The sequence below is a fragment of the Zhenpiania hominis genome (assembly GCF_014333425.1).
In the GTDB taxonomy this organism is placed as follows: domain Bacteria; phylum Bacillota; class Clostridia; order Peptostreptococcales; family Anaerovoracaceae; genus Hominibacterium; species Hominibacterium hominis.
Map to the genome: position 1 here is coordinate 15,907 of NZ_JACRYT010000014.1, position 17,547 is coordinate 33,453.

Annotated in this window: 15 protein-coding genes; all 15 read right to left on the reverse strand. The window is 47.4% G+C overall.

Annotation, left to right across the window (positions count from 1 at the left end; translation table 11 throughout):
* Positions 1–10: 10 nt before the first annotated feature.
* The 15 genes from H9L42_RS11775 to murA all read right to left on the reverse strand — a co-directional run bounded on the left by H9L42_RS11775 (position 11) and on the right by murA (position 17,512).
* Positions 11–211 (reverse strand): hypothetical protein, encoded by a 201-nt coding sequence (locus tag H9L42_RS11775; RefSeq protein ID WP_187303599.1) that lies wholly within the window; start codon positions 209–211, stop codon positions 11–13.
* 78 nt (positions 212–289) lie between these two features.
* A complete protein-coding gene (locus H9L42_RS11780) occupies positions 290–1,075 on the reverse strand; it encodes a DUF2238 domain-containing protein (RefSeq protein WP_187303600.1) in 786 nt (261 codons plus the stop codon).
* An 11-nt stretch (positions 1,076–1,086) separates the two neighbouring features.
* The gene (locus tag H9L42_RS11785) at positions 1,087–2,316 is read right to left on the reverse strand and encodes a tetratricopeptide repeat protein (protein ID WP_187303601.1); all 1,230 of its coding nucleotides are present in this window, start codon (positions 2,314–2,316) and stop codon (positions 1,087–1,089) included.
* Between the two features lie 9 nt (positions 2,317–2,325).
* Entirely contained in the window at positions 2,326–3,822 is a 1,497-nt protein-coding gene (locus tag H9L42_RS11790; RefSeq protein WP_187303602.1) for a B12-binding domain-containing radical SAM protein, read from the reverse strand.
* A 1-nt stretch (position 3,823) separates the two neighbouring features.
* Complete coding sequence (locus H9L42_RS11795) at positions 3,824–4,696, reverse strand: radical SAM protein (RefSeq protein WP_187303603.1); 873 nt, start codon at positions 4,694–4,696, stop codon at positions 3,824–3,826.
* 11 nt (positions 4,697–4,707) lie between these two features.
* Positions 4,708–6,423: an arginine--tRNA ligase gene (argS, locus tag H9L42_RS11800; protein WP_187303604.1), complete on the reverse strand. Its 1,716-nt coding sequence runs from the start codon at positions 6,421–6,423 to the stop codon at positions 4,708–4,710.
* Entirely contained in the window at positions 6,410–6,859 is a 450-nt protein-coding gene (locus H9L42_RS11805; RefSeq protein WP_187303605.1) for a 2-thiouracil desulfurase family protein, read from the reverse strand. Before H9L42_RS11805 ends, argS begins: the two co-directional genes overlap by 14 nt.
* Before the next feature lie 10 nt (positions 6,860–6,869).
* Positions 6,870–9,248: an endonuclease MutS2 gene (locus H9L42_RS11810; RefSeq protein WP_187303606.1), complete on the reverse strand. Its 2,379-nt coding sequence runs from the start codon at positions 9,246–9,248 to the stop codon at positions 6,870–6,872.
* Between the two features lie 8 nt (positions 9,249–9,256).
* Complete coding sequence (locus tag H9L42_RS11815) at positions 9,257–9,811, reverse strand: cell division protein ZapA (protein ID WP_187303607.1); 555 nt, start codon at positions 9,809–9,811, stop codon at positions 9,257–9,259.
* A gap of 11 nt (positions 9,812–9,822) precedes the next feature.
* On the reverse strand, positions 9,823–12,255 hold the full coding sequence (gene pheT, locus H9L42_RS11820) for a phenylalanine--tRNA ligase subunit beta (RefSeq protein ID WP_187303608.1): 2,433 nt from the start codon (positions 12,253–12,255) through the stop codon (positions 9,823–9,825).
* Between the two features lie 12 nt (positions 12,256–12,267).
* Positions 12,268–13,290 (reverse strand): phenylalanine--tRNA ligase subunit alpha, encoded by a 1,023-nt coding sequence (pheS, locus tag H9L42_RS11825; protein WP_187303609.1) that lies wholly within the window; start codon positions 13,288–13,290, stop codon positions 12,268–12,270.
* 19 nt (positions 13,291–13,309) lie between these two features.
* Positions 13,310–14,101, reverse strand: coding sequence for a TrmH family RNA methyltransferase (locus tag H9L42_RS11830; RefSeq protein WP_187303610.1), 792 nt, complete (start codon positions 14,099–14,101; stop codon positions 13,310–13,312).
* A 56-nt stretch (positions 14,102–14,157) separates the two neighbouring features.
* Entirely contained in the window at positions 14,158–15,282 is a 1,125-nt protein-coding gene (gene ftsZ / locus H9L42_RS11835; RefSeq protein WP_187303611.1) for a cell division protein FtsZ, read from the reverse strand.
* A 134-nt stretch (positions 15,283–15,416) separates the two neighbouring features.
* Entirely contained in the window at positions 15,417–16,262 is an 846-nt protein-coding gene (locus H9L42_RS11840) for a cell division protein FtsQ/DivIB (protein ID WP_187303612.1), read from the reverse strand.
* Complete coding sequence (murA, locus tag H9L42_RS11845; protein ID WP_187303613.1) at positions 16,259–17,512, reverse strand: UDP-N-acetylglucosamine 1-carboxyvinyltransferase; 1,254 nt, start codon at positions 17,510–17,512, stop codon at positions 16,259–16,261. Before murA ends, H9L42_RS11840 begins: the two co-directional genes overlap by 4 nt.
* Between the last annotated feature and the right edge of the window lie 35 nt (positions 17,513–17,547).

Genomic DNA, 17,547 nt, shown 5'->3' on the forward strand with positions numbered 1-17,547 from the left:
ACCCCTGTCTTTACCAGATTTCGTCAAACTCGCTGGCTGCCTCGTCAACACTTCCCTTCGCGCTCTCTTTTTTGTTCTTTGGCACAATGTCAAATATTTTAACGAGTCCGTAGATTACAATGAATCCGATAAAGAGTACTCTCAGAATTCTATTCAGTTTTTTGATCGCTTTTATCATTTTGATATCCCTTCTCTTTCTTTTGTAATTCATGTTATCCTCTATTATAACATAATTTTTTCGCTGTCCGAACCCCTATCTTCGATCTTTCACAAATCTTTGACAATTCATTCAGCCTTCTTTTTTCTTATCTTCCCTGAGCCTTGGAATGAACCGAGCCGCAAAGCCCCTGCCTCTGTTTTTTATATAAATCAGCCCAAAGACGGAAAAAACAACCGCTCCCACAAAGTTTACAAACAGATCTTTCATCGTATCATACAGACCGATATCCAGATACTGCTCCCAACGCTGTCCGTTCACCGTTACACTTTCAACATTCATATCAACAGGGACATTGGCCCCTTCCGGATTGAGGGCAACAGAATGAAAGGAAGATATCCATGTATCCTTCTGCATGTCCTTTCCAAAGAAATAATCCATAGAGAATTCAAAGAATTCCCATAAAACTCCAATCGTCATGGAAAAGCAGAAGGCTACAACCGCCACAAAAGCAGGAGAAAGGGTCATGGAAACCCGTTCGTGCTCATTCAGAACATCAATCATAGCGAAGCCAACGGCTGCTGCCAGAAAGCCGTTTATCGTATGAAGCATATCGTCCCATCCTTCAAATATTACATAATATTCCTGTACCTCTCCCAGAATTTCCGCCGCAAAAATAAAGCAGACAATAATGATTTCCAGCGTATTGGGAAGGACAATCTTAAGTTGATAAGACAAAAGCGATGGAAGCAGCAGCAAAATCAACGTCAGTCCGCAGATAAACACATTGTCCCAGTTTTTATTTAAAATCTGAGCAATCATTACTCCAATAACCAGGGCGCGTATGATGATATAGACAATCATCTTCGACTTGCTTCCGTATTCTATCGACAGAATCTTTTTTTTATCCCCTTTCAATGGTTCCTCCTCTATTTCTTCTTATCCAACCTCTTAATCCGGTGTTTTCCCACTGTTTTTTCTTCCGGATCCTCGCTTTTTATTTCTTCGATAAACTCCGGCTTTTGGTTTTCCGGCTCCCTTTCCCGCAGCTTTTTATCTTCCTCAAGAATTTCTTTCTTCAAAGCCTTCTGATCCTCTTGGGTATTTTTTCGGATCAGTTCAATTTTCTGTTCGTATTTACGCCTGTTTTCCCGATCGCCTTCCTGCCTGTAAATGGCCGCCAATTCCTCCATCGTTTCAATATGGCTGGCGTTCATCGTAAGAACCCGCTTAAAACTGGCCACTGCCTGGCCTCTCCGCCCTGTCATTTCATAAGCGACTCCCAGATAATAGTGCAATGGCCACCAGGATTCAAAGCGGCTTTTGAGGAAAGGCTCCAGCCGCGCAAGACCTTCTTCATACCGTCCGGACATCACATCATTGTAACCTTGCTCAATCTGAACAGGTTCTGCCAGCTGTTCAAGGCGTTTGCGTATTTCTTTTTTATCTTTTCCGTTTCGGCTGAACCGGAGAAATTCCTTCCACGTCAGATCCGCTTTTATGTACAGCCCCATATTAAGGTATGCGTATCCCAAATAATAATAGGCCTGCGCGAAGCGAGGGTGTGTCTCTGTCGTCAGTTCAAAATAATCCAGGGCTTCCGCTTTAAATCGCCCTACATATTCTTCGTTGCCGCTGTCCAGATACATGGCCCTGCATGCCCTGGCATAGCTGTACATAGCGTGAAGGTAGTCCGGTTTCATGCACAGCGCCGCCCGGAAATGAATGCAGGCGTCATCCATAGCGCCTCGTTCCGCCGCGTCTCTCCCTTCTTTCAGCATACCTTCATACAACTTATAGTTGTACAGTTTGCTGAGAATTGCCACATAATCTTTCGTATGCTTAAAATGAGGATCGCAGCCCATAACCCAGGCCATATTTTCGGCGATCACCAGCATCGGCAGTCCCTCTCCTCCGGCAAAGGCTTTCAGGTCTTTTTTCCTTAAAGGAATCGGAACGCCCTTCATCAGGTCCCCGGCCTTTGATTTTTCCATAAATTCCGGAGAAAATTCGTCGAAAACAAACTTATTCAAGTACTTTCTGAAATATCGGCCGATCCGATCCTCTCTCAGCTGAATATCCGATTCTGACGGATCCCGTATCACGGTCCTGGTAATTCCCATTTTCTGAGCCAGTGTTCTTTTATCTTCTCCTGCCATTTCCTTCACCTACCGGATGTTCCATCCCTTTCTTTTAAATTTTTTCACCGCGTCAAAATTCATAGTCTGCTCCAGATCCTGCAAAAGCAACTCTGTAAAGACCTGTCCCAGATTTTTTTCCTGCCCGAAAGCATAAAAAATCCGGTATAAATCCTCCTTTTTATGAGAACGATGCTGGAATCCTCTGTCATAGTAATACTCGGAAAAGTTTTCGTAAAAGACAAAGGGACCTTCGTTCATCTGCCGGATCGCCCATGGAAGCGAACGGGAAAATCCTCCCCGGTTGTAATACAGATCCAGAATTTCCTCAATTCTCTGCAGACGGCAAAGCTCTTCGGCACAGATAAACCGATTGGAAATTACCTGCCAGGGCGGACGATCCATCCATACATAAGAAAAGGAAGCCGCGTCCTGCCAGATCGGCGTACCCTTCAAAAGTTTAAGAAAACCTAACTGAAAATGATCGGCGCCCAGCTGGTAAACCGCGTCAAAAGAACGGCCGAAAGAAGCATAGTCCTCAAAGGGAAGACCAGCGATTAAATCTACGTGTACATGGATGTTTCCCAGATCAATCAACATTTTTGTCTTCTGCAGCACAGCCTTGCTGTCGCTTCTCCGATTTACGGCCTGCAGCGTCTGCCTGTTTACGGACTGGATTCCGATTTCAAATTGGAACAATCCCTTTCTCGCGTCCTTTAGAAGTTCCAGACATGCCTCGTCCAGAAGATCCGCGCAAATTTCAAAATGAAAATTCGTGATTCCGTTGTCATGCTTCATCAGATAAGCAAAGAGCTCCCGGCTGCGATCCGGCTGCCAGTTAAAGGTTCGATCCAGGAATTTTACTTGTTTTACTTCCTGCTTCAGAAAAAAGGAAAGCTCCTCTTTTACCCGCTCCACCGGAAGTTCCCGCAAGCTGCGATCGATCGAGGACATACAATAGCTGCAGGAAAAAGGACAGCCTCTCGCGGATTCATAGTAAATGACTTTATCCGCTTTGCATGGAAAACTGCTGTAGGGAAACGGAATGGACGCAAAAGCAGCCGCTTCCTGCGCGGGTCCCGCGAAGATACCGGCCGCGTCCCGGAAAAAAAGTCCCGGCACCTGGCTGTAGGAACCATCTCCATTAAATGCCCGGCACCATTTTTCGAAAGCCGTTTCGCCTTCCCCCGCGATCAAAAAGTCTACATAGGGGTGCTCCTCTAAAAAGGCCTCCGCGTCATAACTGACTTCCGGCCCGCCAAAAAGAATTCGGCACCGGGGCGCCGCTTTTTTCAGATCGGAAGCCAGCTCCGCAGTCTGCCGAATATTCCAGATATAGCAGGAAAAGCAGACTGCGTCATAATGTCCGGACACCAGCTCGTTAAAGATGTAATCTCTGCTGTTGTTGATGGTAAACTCCTTTACCTCCAGTTCCTGGCAGCAATTTTGGGCCGCCATATACAGGTATTTGAGCGCCAGGCTGGAGTGGACATATTTAGAATTAAGTGTAGTCAGCAAGATCCTCATGTTACAGCATCCGGAACCGTTCGTCTTTGAGCATATTATGATCCTCCATTGCCCGCCGCAGCATAGCGATCATCTTATCCTTATCCTGAGGCAGATCCCCCCGCAGAGAAACGTAATTGGACGCGTGATTGCTGCGAAACACGCATTTGCGCTTCACATCTACATTCTTCAGCATCAGCAGGGTTTCCGCAACCACCTCTTCTGCTGTAAGAACCTGAAATTTTCCGGTTCGGATATCTTTTTCCAGTGGAACTCCCGGTTCCACCATCAAAGTCAGAAGCCCCATATAAGATGGCTCCATCTCACTGATCATGGTACCCGTCTGGATGGCGTGATCCTCCCATCCGTCTCTTCCTCCCATACCGGAAATAAAGGTAACCGAAGCTTTGATTCCCGAGTCTTCAATTTTACGGACCGCTTCGATGATTTCCGCTCTTGTGGCCCCCTTATGAATATCCGCGAGGACTTTATCGCTTCCGGACTCGGCTCCGATGTAAATAATTTTCACCCCGTTTTCATACAGCTCTTTCAGTTCTTCCGGAGTTTTACGGAGTACATCCTGGGGAGAGCCGTAAACATTGACTCTCTCACATTCCGGAAACACCTTCTGAATATGAGTCAGAATCCGCATCAGTTTATCGTTGGAAAGCACCAGCGCATCTCCGTCTGCCAGAAAAATCCGCTCTACCCTGCGGTAATGTCCCCTGGCTGTATCCAAATCCTCCAGTACTTCATCCAAATTGCGTACCCGGAAGGTCTTATCCTTGAACATGCTGCAGAACGTACATTCGTTATGAGCGCAGCCGATCGTCACCTGTACAATCAGGCTGTAAGCTTCGCTGGGCGGTCTGAAAATATTTCCTTCATATCTCATTTTGACTCTCCTTACATTTTTTCCGGAGCTTTGATTCCTAAAAGCCCCAGTCCATTTTTAATCGTGTCCTTCGCCGCTATAACGAGGGCAAGTTTTGCTGTTTTCTCGTCCTCATTGTCTACCAGAACGTGTTCGTCATGATAGAAACGGTTAAAGGCCTGCGCAATATCTACAATATGTCTTGTAACAATAGAAGGTTCGTATTTTACCCCGGCTTCCGCAATCACTTCCGGAAAAGCGTACAGCAGCTTCACCAGTTCATAGGCGTTATCCGAAGAAATATAAGACGCGTCAAATTCTCCTGTCTGGGCTTTTTTCACTGCCTCTTCCCCGGCCTTTCTTAAGACGCTGGCCGCACGGGCGTGAGTATACTGGACATAAGGACCCGTCTCTCCTTCAAAGTTAAGGACCTTATCCCAGGAAAAAACATAATCCTTGATCCGATTATTGGAAAGCTCCTGGAAAATAACCGCTCCGATCCCGACCATTTTTGCCGTCTCGTCAATATTATCCGTATTTACATTCTTTTCCCGGATAATATCCCTTGTCTGTTCCACAGCTCGATTCAGCACATCCTCCAGGAATACAACCCTGCCTTCTCTTGTGGACATGGTGCCGTCCTCCAGGCTGACAAGTCCAAAAGGAATGTGTACGCAGTCTTTCGCCCAGTCATATCCGAGCAGTTCCACAATTTTGATCCACTGCTGGAAATGAAGGTTTTGCTGGGACGCGACCACATAAAGGTTCTTGTAAAAATCGTAATGTTCTTTTCTGTAAACAGCCGCCGCAATATCTCTTGTAATATAGAGTGTGGAGCCGTCTGATTTTGTAATCAGAGCCGGAGAGAGACCATATTCCTCCAGATTAACAATCTGGGCTCCCTGGGATTCTTCCAGAAGGCCCTTATCTTTCAACTCCTGCACAATGCGCGGCATCTTATCCGAATAGAAGCTCTCTCCCGCATAAGAATCGAACTCGATTCCCAGCATCGCGTAAACCCGGTTAAATTCTTTCAGGCTTTCATCCCGGAACCACTGCCACAGTTCCACTTCCTCCGGTTCCCCTTTTTCCAGTCTGGTAAAAATGTCTCTTGCTTCCTGATCCAGACTCGGATCCTTTTCCGCTTCCACATGGAATTTTGTATAATAGGACAGAAGCGTCTTAATCGGCTCCTTCATGACGTCTTCCTTATTTCCCCACCTTCTATAGGCGCAGATCATCTTGCCGAACTGGGTTCCATAGTCGCCCAGATGATTGATCCGCACGGTGTCATAGCCCAGGAAATCATAGATCTTGTAGATCGAATTTCCGATTACCGTGCTCCGGATATGTCCGATATGGAACGGCTTTGCGATATTCGGGGAAGAATACTCCACAATTACCGTTTTTCCTTCTCCCATATCGCTGCGGCCGTAAGAGTCTCCCTTATCGATAATTTCTCCTACGGTATCCTTCACGTATACGTCTCTTGCCAGGAACATGTTCACATAGGCGTTAACCGGTTCAACTTTGGCAAAAATAGGATCCCCTCCGATTTTTTCCGCAATATCCTTCGCAATCATTGGAGGCGCCTTGCGCAGCACCTTTGCCAGCTTAAAACAAGGGAACGCGTAATCCCCCATCTTGTTGTCCGCAGGAATTTCTATCAGATTCTGCAGGTCTTCCCGTTCCATACCTTCAACCGCCTCATTCAGAATCCGGGCAATTTTTTCCTTATAATTCACCATTGACTTTATTCTCCTTTTCCGTAATCACATCTATGTTTTCTTTTTTCAGCAAACGCACGAAGTATCCGTCTCCGTCCGTCAAAGTTCCTGAAAAAGTTCCGTCATATACTCTGTCCTTTCCACAGGAAGGACTGTTTGCTTTCAGAATCGCTCCCTCCACAGGTTCTTTCCGGCTGCGGGCAGCCTGCTGCGCCAGTTCCCAGCACTCTTTCGCGCCGCGGACAAACCCTTCCGTTACGTCTTCTCCCTTGCTGTTGATTACCCGTTCCCCGGAAATTTCCGCCGGAGGCCTCGGTGTCGGCATTCCAGCCTGAACTTCCGGGCAGACCGCAAGAAAGCTGTGACTTTTCGCGAATTCCTCCACCCACGCGCAAAAATTATTCCCGCCCTTATATTTACAGTTCTCACCCAGAAGGCAGGCGCTTATAATATACATGGCATCACCTCTATTTCAGTGTAACGACTGTCACACCATCTCCGCCTTCATCAAAATTTCCTTTGCGAAAGCGTTTTACATGTTTATGAGAACGCATCATCTCCTGCAGACCTTTTCTGAGAATTCCTTCTCCCCTTCCGTGTATAATCGTCACTTCTTTCAAACCCGCCATGGTCGCGTCATCCAGATATTTATCTACATCCATGACAGCGTCATCCAGGCTTTTCCCTCTTACGTCAATGGAGATAGACACGTTCTGAGTCTTTGTCTTGTACATAGAACCATAATTTTTGCGGACTTTTCTCGGACGGTTGACATCCAGCGCGCCCCCTTCGATCAGCATAATGTCATCCAGATTCACCTTTGCTTTCAGGATCCCAACCTGCACGGTCAATTCGCCCTTTTCATCCGGCAGAGTCACAATCTCCCCATTCTGTCCAAGGCTCAGCACTTTGACCCTGTCGCCCAGTCGAAGCTCTTCCGCAGACACCGGATTGTCGTTCACTTCCCGGATTACTTTTTCCCGATATTTTCCGGCCGCGTCTCTCAGCTTTTTTCTGTTTTCATCAAAGATCCGATTTCTTTGTCCAAGGCTTTCGATTTTTTTCAGTTCCCGCAGTTCTTCCTGAACCTCTTTCGAAACATCTTTCGCCTCCTGCAGGATTTGCCGCGCCTCCTCTTTCGCTTTATTTAAAATTTCCGTTTTCTTTTCTTCCAGCTTTTTCGCCTGCTGCTCAAGCTCTTCCTTCCGGATCTTCATTTCCTGATTCAGGCGCACCGCTTCGTCTCGCTCTTCTTCCGCAGCTTTTTTGTCCGCTTCGAGCGCGGAAATGACTTCTTCGAACTGAATATCCCCTCCATCCAGCAGCCGCCTGGATGTTTCGATAATTTCTCCCGGCAGCCCTAATTTTTGCGAGATTTCAAAAGCGTTCGATTTTCCTGGAACGCCGATAGCCAGCCTATAGGTGGGACTCAAAGTCTCCACATTAAATTCCATGGAAGCATTTTCAACTCCCTCCGTGGAGATGGCATATTTTTTTAGTTCGGTATAATGAGTCGTAGCAATCGTGGCCGCTCCCTTTTTCTCCAAGTCCTCTAAAATAGCAATCGCCAAGGCCGCTCCTTCGGTCGGATCGGTTCCGGCTCCCAGCTCGTCCACAAGCACCAAACATCCTTCCCCCGCGTGTTTTACAATATCCACGATATTCGTCATATGGGAGGAAAAAGTGGACAGACTCTGTTCGATGCTCTGTTCATCTCCAATATCCGCGAAAATATCCTTCCACACCGGAATCCGGCTGCCTCCTGCCGCCGGGATATGAAGTCCTGTCTGCGCCATCATAGATAAAAGCCCTGCTGTCTTCAGGGTCACAGTCTTTCCGCCTGTGTTAGGACCTGTGATTACCAGCGTATTGTAGCTTCCCCCTATGGAAAGGTCAATCGGCACTACTTTTTTCGGATCCAACAGAGGATGTCTTGCCTCTTTCAGCACCAGTTCTCCATCTTCACTAATCTGCGGTTCTTCACCATGTTGGAGCATAGACAGCTTTCCTTTTGCCATAATCACATCCAACTGCACCAGCAGCTTCTGATTGTTCAGAAGATCGTGATAATGCTCCGCGACTCTGGCGGTCAGCTCCGCGAGGATGCGTTCAATCTCCGCCTTTTCCTGAAGCTCCAGCTGACGCAGCTCATTGTTGAGATTAACGATAACCTGGGGTTCAATGAATACGGTCGCGCCGGTCGAACTCTGATCGTGAACAATACCCGGAAATTTTCCCCGATGCTCCTGCTTGACTGGAATCACATACCGTCCGTCTCTGACGGTTACAATCGCGTCCTGGAGCATGGTCCGGTTTTCCGCTGAATTGATAATGTGGTTGATCTTCGATTTCAGAGCGTCATTCTGACGCAGGATCGCCCTTCGAATCTGTTTCAGCTCCGGACTTGCGTTATCTGCCATTTCATCTTCCGAAAGGATGCACCGGTCAATTTCGTCTTCCAAATTTTTATGCACCGCGATGACTTCTCCGATGCTCTGAATCACAGGCAGAGGCGGCAAATCGCTTTTCAGAAAAGTCGTCACGCGCCGGGCAAGACTCAGGTTGAAATGGATCTGCAGAAGCTGTTTCATAGTGAGGCTTCCGCCTTTTCTCGCCCGGTGAAGGCTGTCCTCAATATCATAAAAACCACCGAGCGGAAGAGGTCCTTTATGAAGGATCAGACGCACCGCTTCTGTGGTTTCCATCAGCATATCCCGGATTACCGGAATTTCGTGAAAAGGTCTGAGCCCTGAGACCACCTTTTTGGCCATCTCAGAGCCCGCCTGTTCTTCTAGTTTTGTCAGGATCTTATTGTATTCTAAAATACGAATTGTTTTTTCTCTCATTGATTTCCTTATTCCATTTTTCGTCTATAAGTCTCCAGTTCCTTTTTCAGCTGAAGATTTTCCATCTGAAGGTCGAAGAAACTGTTCTCAAGCTCCTTACATTTCGCTTCAGACTCGGCAAGTTCCGCTTTGGCGCTTTCCTGCATTTTCTCCGCCGCGGACTGGCTTGCCAGTTTAATATTCTGAATTTCCTGTTCCTTTTCCATCAAAGTTTTACGCAGAGTATCTCTTTCCTGAACGATCCCCTGTGTTTCTTCTTTATACTGAATCAGATTCTTCTTCGCTTCATCCCACAGCTGCACGTAATGCTGCGCGTCCTTTTCAAGCTGAACGTTAAGCTTTTTCAGTTCCTCTACCTCATCTTTGCTGTCGAAGCTTTCATCCGCAATATTGACAGCCGACAGCACTGCCAGATCGGAAACCGAACAGGAAGGCGCCGCGTTGGCAATTTCATGCATCCGGCCGTCCACGTAAGCAGCGACTTTTACAATCTGCTCTCTGGGTTTCTCTCCGGATATCACATATTCCTGCCCATAAATTTTAACATTTACTTTGCTATCCATCGTGATTCTCCTTACATCTCCCTTAAAGTTGCATTGACTTCATTTTTTAGTGCTTCTAAAACGCTTTCGTGGACTTTTGCCACTTCCTCATCTGTAAGTGTCTTATTTTTATCTCGATAGGTCAGTGCAAACGCCGCGCTCTTCTTTCCTTCAGCCACCTGTTTTCCCCTGTACACGTCAAACAGCTTCACACTTTCCAGAATTGGCCTTCCTTTTTCCCGAATTACTTTTTCAATATCGCCTACCTGTACGTCCTCATCTACCAGTAAAGCGATATCTCTTGAAGTGGATGGATATTTCGGCAGAGGTTCATAATGTTTTTCCACATTCGCATGACGGATAATCGCGTCGAAGAACAGTTCGCACACATAGGCTCTGGTCCCGATTCCGAATTCTTCCGCTACATCCGGATAAACCTCTCCCATAATTCCCAGTTCTTCTTCACCAACTCGGATTCTCGCGCAGCGGCCCGGATGGTAGACGCCGTATTCGCTTTCCGAAACAAAGGTTATATCGCGGATTCCCAGTATCTTTAACAGTTCCGTCAAAATACCCTTCAAAGTAAAGAAGGTCGTTCCCTCACCGTAAAGTCCGATACACAACCCCGTCATTTCATCGGGAAGCTGCTCCGGATCCATAAGATTCGCCATAAAAGTGTTTCCAATTTCAAAGGCTTTTACATTCTCGATTTTTCTTGAATAATTCCGCCCCATTACTTCCAGCATATTAGGAGTCAAAATTGTCCGCATTACGGAATTTTCTTCTCCCAGGGGGTTAAGAATCTTCACAAAGGCCCGCTCCCAGGAATCTTCATCAATCCGCACCTGGTCCACGCCCTTCGGACTTACAAAGGAGTAGGTCTGCACTTCGTTCAGTCCCAGCGCGCACAGCGTATCCCTCGCCAGATCCATCAGCGCCCGTTCTCTGGATTTTCCAGACTCCTGGTTTCCTTTCGGTAAAGTTACCGGCAGATTATCGTAGCCGTACATCCTGGCAACTTCCTCTATAAAATCCACTTCCGAGATCATATCCTGCCTAACGGTTGGCGGAGTCACCTTCAGGATCGGTCCATCTCCTTCCACTTTCATCTCCAGGCTTTCAAAGATGCGAATCATCTCACTGGCAGGAAGTTCAATTCCCAGGACTTTATTAACCCGATCCACTCTTACGTCAATCGGCTTTGCCTCGAATTCTTTCGGATAGACATCTACAGTACCGGTGGCGACTTTTCCGCATCCAAGAATTTCAATCAGGCGGCATACCCGATCCGCAGCTGCCTGACACAAATTTGGATCAATCCCCTTTTCAAACCTGGATGAAGCTTCTGTACGAAGTCCCAGCTTTTTCGATGTGGCGCGCACACTATCTCCGTTGAAGTTCGCCGATTCCACCAAAATCGTTGTCGTATCCGCCTCAATCTCGGAATTCAGTCCGCCCATAACGCCGGCAATGGCGACGCCTCTTTTTCCATCTTTAATCAGCAGCATGTCGTCGGTCAGGGTCCGCTCTGTGTTATCTAAAGTTGTAAACTTCTCGCCTTCCGCGGCCCGCTCTACAATAATTTTGCTGTCCGCGATCTGACGGATATCAAAAGCATGAATCGGCTGACCGAACTCCAGCATAACAAAGTTGGTAATATCTACGATATTATTAATTGGGCGCATTCCCGCGTACATCAGCCGCTTCTGGAGCCACCACGGGGACTGCCCGATTTTTACATCTGTTACAATTCGCGCCGCGTAGCGCCTGCACAGCTCCGGCTCCCGGATTTCCACCTGGATAAAGTCCGCCGCTTTTTTCTCTGTTTCCTCCTGGCAAGCCGTATCCGGATAATTCAGACGCTCCCCAAAGGTAGCTGCCGCTTCCCTGGCCATGCCCACCATGGACAGACAATCCGGTCGATTCGGCGTAATTTCAAAATCCACTACCGCCTGTCTGAGACCCAGGGCCTCGGCGAAATCTTGCCCCAGAGGATATTCTTCCTCCAAAATCCAAATTCCGTCTTTATGGGCAATAGGCACGACTTTATCCTCGAATCCCAGTTCTCCTGCGGAACACAGCATTCCCGCGGATTCTACTCCACGCAGTTTTCCCTTTTTTATGACTGTTCCGCCATCCTGCTTTTCCTGTCCGTGAAGGGGTCCCGGGATCCTGCTCCCATCCAGAGCAACCGGTACATATGCTCCCTCAAACACATTGGGAGCTCCCGTTACAATCTGCAGCAGATCGTCTTTTCCCACATTAATCTGACATATCACCAGCTTATCCGCGTCCGGATGCTTTTCAATTTTCTCGATTTTTCCTACGACTACGTTCTCCATTTCTTCACAGAAGTATTCACAGGTTTCCAGATTGGAGCCCGACATAATCATTCTGTCGCAGAATTCCTTTGTATCTACATTTATATCTGTATAATCTTTCAGCCACTCGATTGGAACTAACATCTACGGCACCTCCTATTTGAACTGGTTGATGAAACGCATGTCGTTTTCATAGAAAAGACGAATATCATCAACACCATATTTTAACATCGCCAGCCGTTCGACGCCGACGCCAAAAGCAAACCCGGTATATTTTTCCGTATCAATGCCGCCGACTTCGAGAACTTTTGGATGAACAATTCCACAACCAAGGATTTCAATCCATCCGCTGCCCTTGCAGATGCTGCATCCTTTTCCGCCGCATTTAAAGCAGGAAACGTCCATTTCCGCACTCGGTTCTGTAAATGGGAAATGATGGGGACGGAACTTGGTCTTTGTAGAAGAACCAAAGAGCTGTTTTGCCATGCTGTCCAGCGTTCCTTTCAGATCCGCCATGGTAATTCCCTCGTCCACAATCAGGCCTTCCACCTGGTGGAACATTGGGGAGTGGGTAGCGTCCGGCGTATCGCAGCGGAAGCATCTGCCCGGCGCGATGACTTTAATCGGAGGTTCCTGACTTACCAGCGTCCGAATCTGCACAGACGATGTATGAGGTCTCAGAACCGTATCTTTTGCGATATAAAAGGTATCCGTCATGTCTCTGGACGGGTGGTTCGGAGGGGAATTTAACGCATCAAAGGCATTGAACACGCTTTCCACCTGAGGACCCTCCGCGATGGAATATCCCATGGACATAAAAATTCGGCAGAGTTCTTCTATCGTAATGGTGATGGGATGCTTTACTCCCAGGCTCACATCTTCGCCCGGCTCGGTCACATCGATCTTTTCTTCCCGAAACCGCGCTTCTTTTTCCGCAGCCTTCACCTGCTCCTTTTTTTCTTCCAGCAGTGTTTCGATTTCAGCTCTCACCGCGTTGGCTGCCTTGCCCAGCTCTTTTTTCTCTTCTGGCGCAAGCTTTCCCATTCCTCTCAGAATCTGAGTAAGCTGTCCCTTTTTTCCCAGTACCCGGACTCTGACTTCCTCTGTTTCCGCCATGGTCTGCGCTTTTTCTAATTGTTCTTTTGCCTCCTGCAAAATTTGATTCAGTTGAGTTTGCATATACGTTACCTCTCCAAATTTATAGTCTGTTTTCCCGTATGGATTCATACATCAGGATCCCTGCCGCGACTGCCGCGTTCAAAGAATCGATCTCGCCGCTCATGGGAATCTTTACAATTTTATGGGCCATCTGCATCAATTCCGCGGAAATACCGTTTCCTTCGTTTCCGATAATCAGTCCCACATTTTCGGTAAGCTCCGCATCATAATAAAAGATCTCTGTCTCAAAACCGGTTGCGATAATCGTTTTGCCTTCCGCCTCCAGAATGCGAACCGCCTCTTCGGAAGAGTCTGCGGAAAACACCGGCATTCGGAAAAGCGATCCGGCCGCGGCTCTTACAATCTTAGGGGAGTAAAGATCAGCCGTTCCCTTAATCGTCATCACACCGCTGTATCCCGCCGCGTCCGCGGTTCGGATAATCGTTCCGATGTTTCCCGGATCCTGCAGCCGGTCCAAAAGAATCACGTTACCCTGCTTTTCCCGGATCTTCTTCCGAAACACGGACTCATCAATTTCTTCTTTTTGTACCACTGCCAGAATTCCCTGACTGTTTTCTGTCTGCGTCATCTGTGCAAAAAGAGAATCCGCTGCTTTCACAGTTTCACAGGAAATTTGTTCAAGAACCGTGTCGGCATTTTTATTGCTTTCCGCCGCCACCACGATTTTTAAGCATTGTCCCGTCTTTACAGCCTCCCGTACCATCTTTTCCCCTTCGATCAGGTATTCTCCGTATTTCTGACGGTACTTGCGGGCTGAAAGTCGAACGCAGAGTCGGTATATTTGGTTTTCTTTTGATGTAATCAGCCTCATATTCTCTTACGAAGAAAAGCCGGTCAACCGCCGGCTTCATTCTACCACTATGAATTCTACTTTGTTAAGAAGGGCGGGATTTTAAAATCATCTCCTAACAGGCTTCCGCTGTTTTCCTTGTCGCTGTCCTCTTTGCGGATCGAATCCGTAGAAGCTCCGCCTTTATCCGCCTGTTTGTCAGCATCGTTTTCCGGAATGGAAACCTCACCCAGAACATCTTCATTCGGCCGTTTCTCAAAGCCTGTGGCAATCACGGTAATGAATATTTCATCCTTGATATCTTCTTTAATCGCAGCACCAAAGATAATAATCGCATTGCTGTCCGCCGCTTTCTCAATTTCACTGGCTGCTTCATTCGCCTCCAGCATTCCCAGATCATAACCGCCCGTAACATTGATAAGTACTGCTTTCGCCCCATCGATACTAGTCTCCAGAAGCGGGCTTTCTATCGCGTCTTTTACGGCCTGTGCCACACGGTCTTCTCCGGATCCCTTTCCTACCCCCATATGGGCGATGCCTCTGTCTTTCATAACCGTTGTCACGTCCGCAAAGTCCAGATTAATCAGCGCATCGTTAATGATCAGTTCGGAAATGCCCTGAATTCCCTGTTTCAGCACTTCATCCGCCATTTCAAAGGCTTCCAGAAGGGATGTATTTTCTTCTACGGTCTCAAGGAGCTTATCATTGGGAACAATCACCAGAGAATCTACATATTTTTTCAAAAATTTGATTCCCAGTTCCGCATGTTCTCCCCGTTTTTTTCCTTCAAAGGTAAACGGTCTTGTTACAACTCCGACGGTCAGGATGCCCAAATCTTTTGCTACCTTGGCGACAATCGGCGCCGCTCCGGTTCCCGTACCGCCGCCCATACCGGCTGTAATGAAAACCATATCCGCTCCGGTAATAAATTTGGAAAGGTCCTCCAGATTTTCTTCCGCGGATTTCTGTCCGATTTCCGGATTGCCGCCCGCGCCCAGACCTTTCGTCAGTTTTTCACCAATCTGAAGCTTTGTCTCCGCCTTGCATTTAGCCAAAGCCTGCTTGTCTGTATTTATAGCAATGTAGGCCACGCCCTGCAGCCCTGCATCTATCATTCTGTTAACTGCGTTACACCCGCCGCCTCCGACACCGACTACTTTGATTTTCGCCGGAGTTGACTCGTTCATCTCAAATTGTAACATCAGAAATTACCTCCCCTGTTTTTTTCTATACAACTACAGTCCATTATAGCATAAAGAATCGCCCGTTGCACCTGTTTTTCCAATTAAAATACCATTTTTTTACCGGAAAAAAACTACGACTTCCGCCTTTTTCCTCATTTTATTTTCTTACTGAAAGCATAATACTGATCATCACCAATGGTAATAATTCCCTTTGTAATCTTCTTTTTATACAGATCATAGAGTACTGTTTTCAGATTTCCTTCTTTCATTCCGGTCAGCAGATTAGACGCGGTCCCAGTGCACCAAAGTTTGTCGGTCGCATAGGCGGACACGGTATTTCCGGAAATCGAAATTCTCTTAAAAAACAAATCCGCTTCCTGCATTGCTTTCACGAGCCGCAACATCTGCTGAAAAGTCGCTTTTTCTTCTACGCTTACTACTTCCCCTTCTTTCGCGTCTGTAATCGTAATGTCTGTCAAAAGGGTAAACCGCGGAGCCTTTTCCGCAATCTGAAGGACAAATCCTCCCTCGTCAATCACGACATACTCCTGATCCATCTGAATGACCGCAGCCTCCTGCCGCTCTTTTACATGAATCTCTATGGACGAGGGGAGTTTTCGGCTCACCTGCGCTTCCTGGATATACGGATTTTCTTCCAGTCTGTCCTCGCAGTCACCCGCGCTAAAATCAAAGAGATTTTCTCCTGTCTTCAGGCCTGCCGTTTTCTGAATCTGCTCCGCAGTAAAATGCGTGCTGCCCGAAACTTTGATTGACTTTACGTTAAAAAGGCTGGAATGAAGGAAAAAATAGAGGGCCACACAGAAAGCAATCAAAATCAGCAGTTTCAGAAAATAGTGTTTTTTCTTCCGCTTTTTCTTTTTTTGGGCGGAAGGTTGAGGCGCCTCCTCTGTATTTATCTCATTCCCCTGTTCGACATCTTCTTCCTGCACTTCCCCATTCTCATATTCAATTGTCTGTTTTTCGTAATCGTTATTCATAAATCTCGTTTAATATCTGCTCCCAGTTGTTCCAATTCTTTATGAAATCCGGAGTATCCGCGTTCTATAAATTCGATATTTTCTACAATCGTCTCTCCAGAGGCCGAAAGGCCTGCCAGGACGAGCGCCGCTCCGCCCCGAAGATCTTCCGCTTCCACTCGTGTTCCAACAAGCTGTTTTACTCCCTTTATTATAGCGGTTCGCTGCAAAATTTCAATATCTGCTCCTAGTTTTGCAAGCTGCGCAGTGTATCGGAAACGATTTTCAAAGATCGTTTCTTCCACTTTTGTCTGCCCTTCCGCGCCGGCCATAACCGCGCAAAGCTGGGGCTGTAAATCGGTAGGGAATCCCGGATAAGGTTCTGTCTTTATTTTGCCAATACCGTAAAGTCGTTTCGGCGCCCGCAGCCAGATTTCCCGTGGATACCGCTTTATCTTGCATCCAGCAAAACGGAGATATTTGATTAAGCTCCGCAGAGTGTCGCTTTCGACCTCTCGCAGGAGTAATTCTCCCCCTGTAGCCGCTGCCGCCATAAGAAATGTCCCTGCCTCGATCCGATCTCCCATAATCGGATAGTAGGCTCCATGCAGCGGGACCTGCCCTTTTATAACGATCCTCGATGTCCCCGCGCCTTTTATCTGCGCTCCGCAGCAATTGAGATAATTCTGAAGATCGACAATTTCCGGTTCTCTGGCGCTGTTATGAATTACCGTTTCCCCCTTTGCTCCCAGAGCTGCCAGCATAATATTTTCCGTGGCTCCCACACTGGGGAAATCCAGGATCAGATTTGTCCCATACAGCCGATTCCCGGTAACAATCAGCTGTTGATCCTTTTCTTCAATATCCGCTCCCATCTGACTAAGGGCTTTCATATGTAAATCGATCGGACGTCTGCCGATGGCGCATCCTCCCGGCTGGCTGATCACCGCTCTTCCGCATCTTGTCAGCAGAGGGCCGATTAAAAAGATAGAAGATCGCATTTTCTCCATCAGTACGCGCGGCACCTCACAGCAGCTTACTCCCGACGTATCGATCCAGACTCGTTCATCACTGCGCACCGCTTTGCAGCCAAGGCTTTCCAAAATCTCCTGCATAATCTGAACATCCGAAATGTCCGGGCACCTGGAAAAAAGGTTTTCCTCGCCCGTCACAATGGACGCGGCAAGAATCGGCAGAACCGCGTTTTTCGCGCCCTTGACTGTATACTCGCCTTCAATCGGGCGACCGCCCTGTATCTGATAGCTCCCCAAATTCAAAACACCTCCGAAACATACTCCATAGTATG

Excerpts from the sequence above, each read along its gene's own strand:
- H9L42_RS11775 (WP_187303599.1), bottom strand. The coding sequence starts at position 211 with ATGAATTACAAAAGAAAGAGAAGGGATATCAAAATGATAAAAGCGATC.
- H9L42_RS11785 (WP_187303601.1), bottom strand. The coding sequence starts at position 2,316 with ATGGCAGGAGAAGATAAAAGAACACTGGCTCAGAAAATGGGAATTACC.
- H9L42_RS11790 (WP_187303602.1), bottom strand. The coding sequence starts at position 3,822 with ATGAGGATCTTGCTGACTACACTTAATTCTAAATATGTCCACTCCAGC.
- H9L42_RS11795 (WP_187303603.1), bottom strand. The coding sequence starts at position 4,696 with ATGAGATATGAAGGAAATATTTTCAGACCGCCCAGCGAAGCTTACAGC.
- argS (WP_187303604.1), bottom strand. The coding sequence starts at position 6,423 with ATGGTGAATTATAAGGAAAAAATTGCCCGGATTCTGAATGAGGCGGTT.
- H9L42_RS11805 (WP_187303605.1), bottom strand. The coding sequence starts at position 6,859 with ATGTATATTATAAGCGCCTGCCTTCTGGGTGAGAACTGTAAATATAAG.
- H9L42_RS11810 (WP_187303606.1), bottom strand. The coding sequence starts at position 9,248 with ATGAGAGAAAAAACAATTCGTATTTTAGAATACAATAAGATCCTGACA.
- H9L42_RS11815 (WP_187303607.1), bottom strand. The coding sequence starts at position 9,811 with ATGGATAGCAAAGTAAATGTTAAAATTTATGGGCAGGAATATGTGATA.
- pheT (WP_187303608.1), bottom strand. The coding sequence starts at position 12,255 with ATGTTAGTTCCAATCGAGTGGCTGAAAGATTATACAGATATAAATGTA.
- pheS (WP_187303609.1), bottom strand. The coding sequence starts at position 13,290 with ATGCAAACTCAACTGAATCAAATTTTGCAGGAGGCAAAAGAACAATTA.
- H9L42_RS11830 (WP_187303610.1), bottom strand. The coding sequence starts at position 14,101 with ATGAGGCTGATTACATCAAAAGAAAACCAAATATACCGACTCTGCGTT.
- ftsZ (WP_187303611.1), bottom strand. The coding sequence starts at position 15,282 with ATGTTACAATTTGAGATGAACGAGTCAACTCCGGCGAAAATCAAAGTA.
- H9L42_RS11840 (WP_187303612.1), bottom strand. The coding sequence starts at position 16,262 with ATGAATAACGATTACGAAAAACAGACAATTGAATATGAGAATGGGGAA.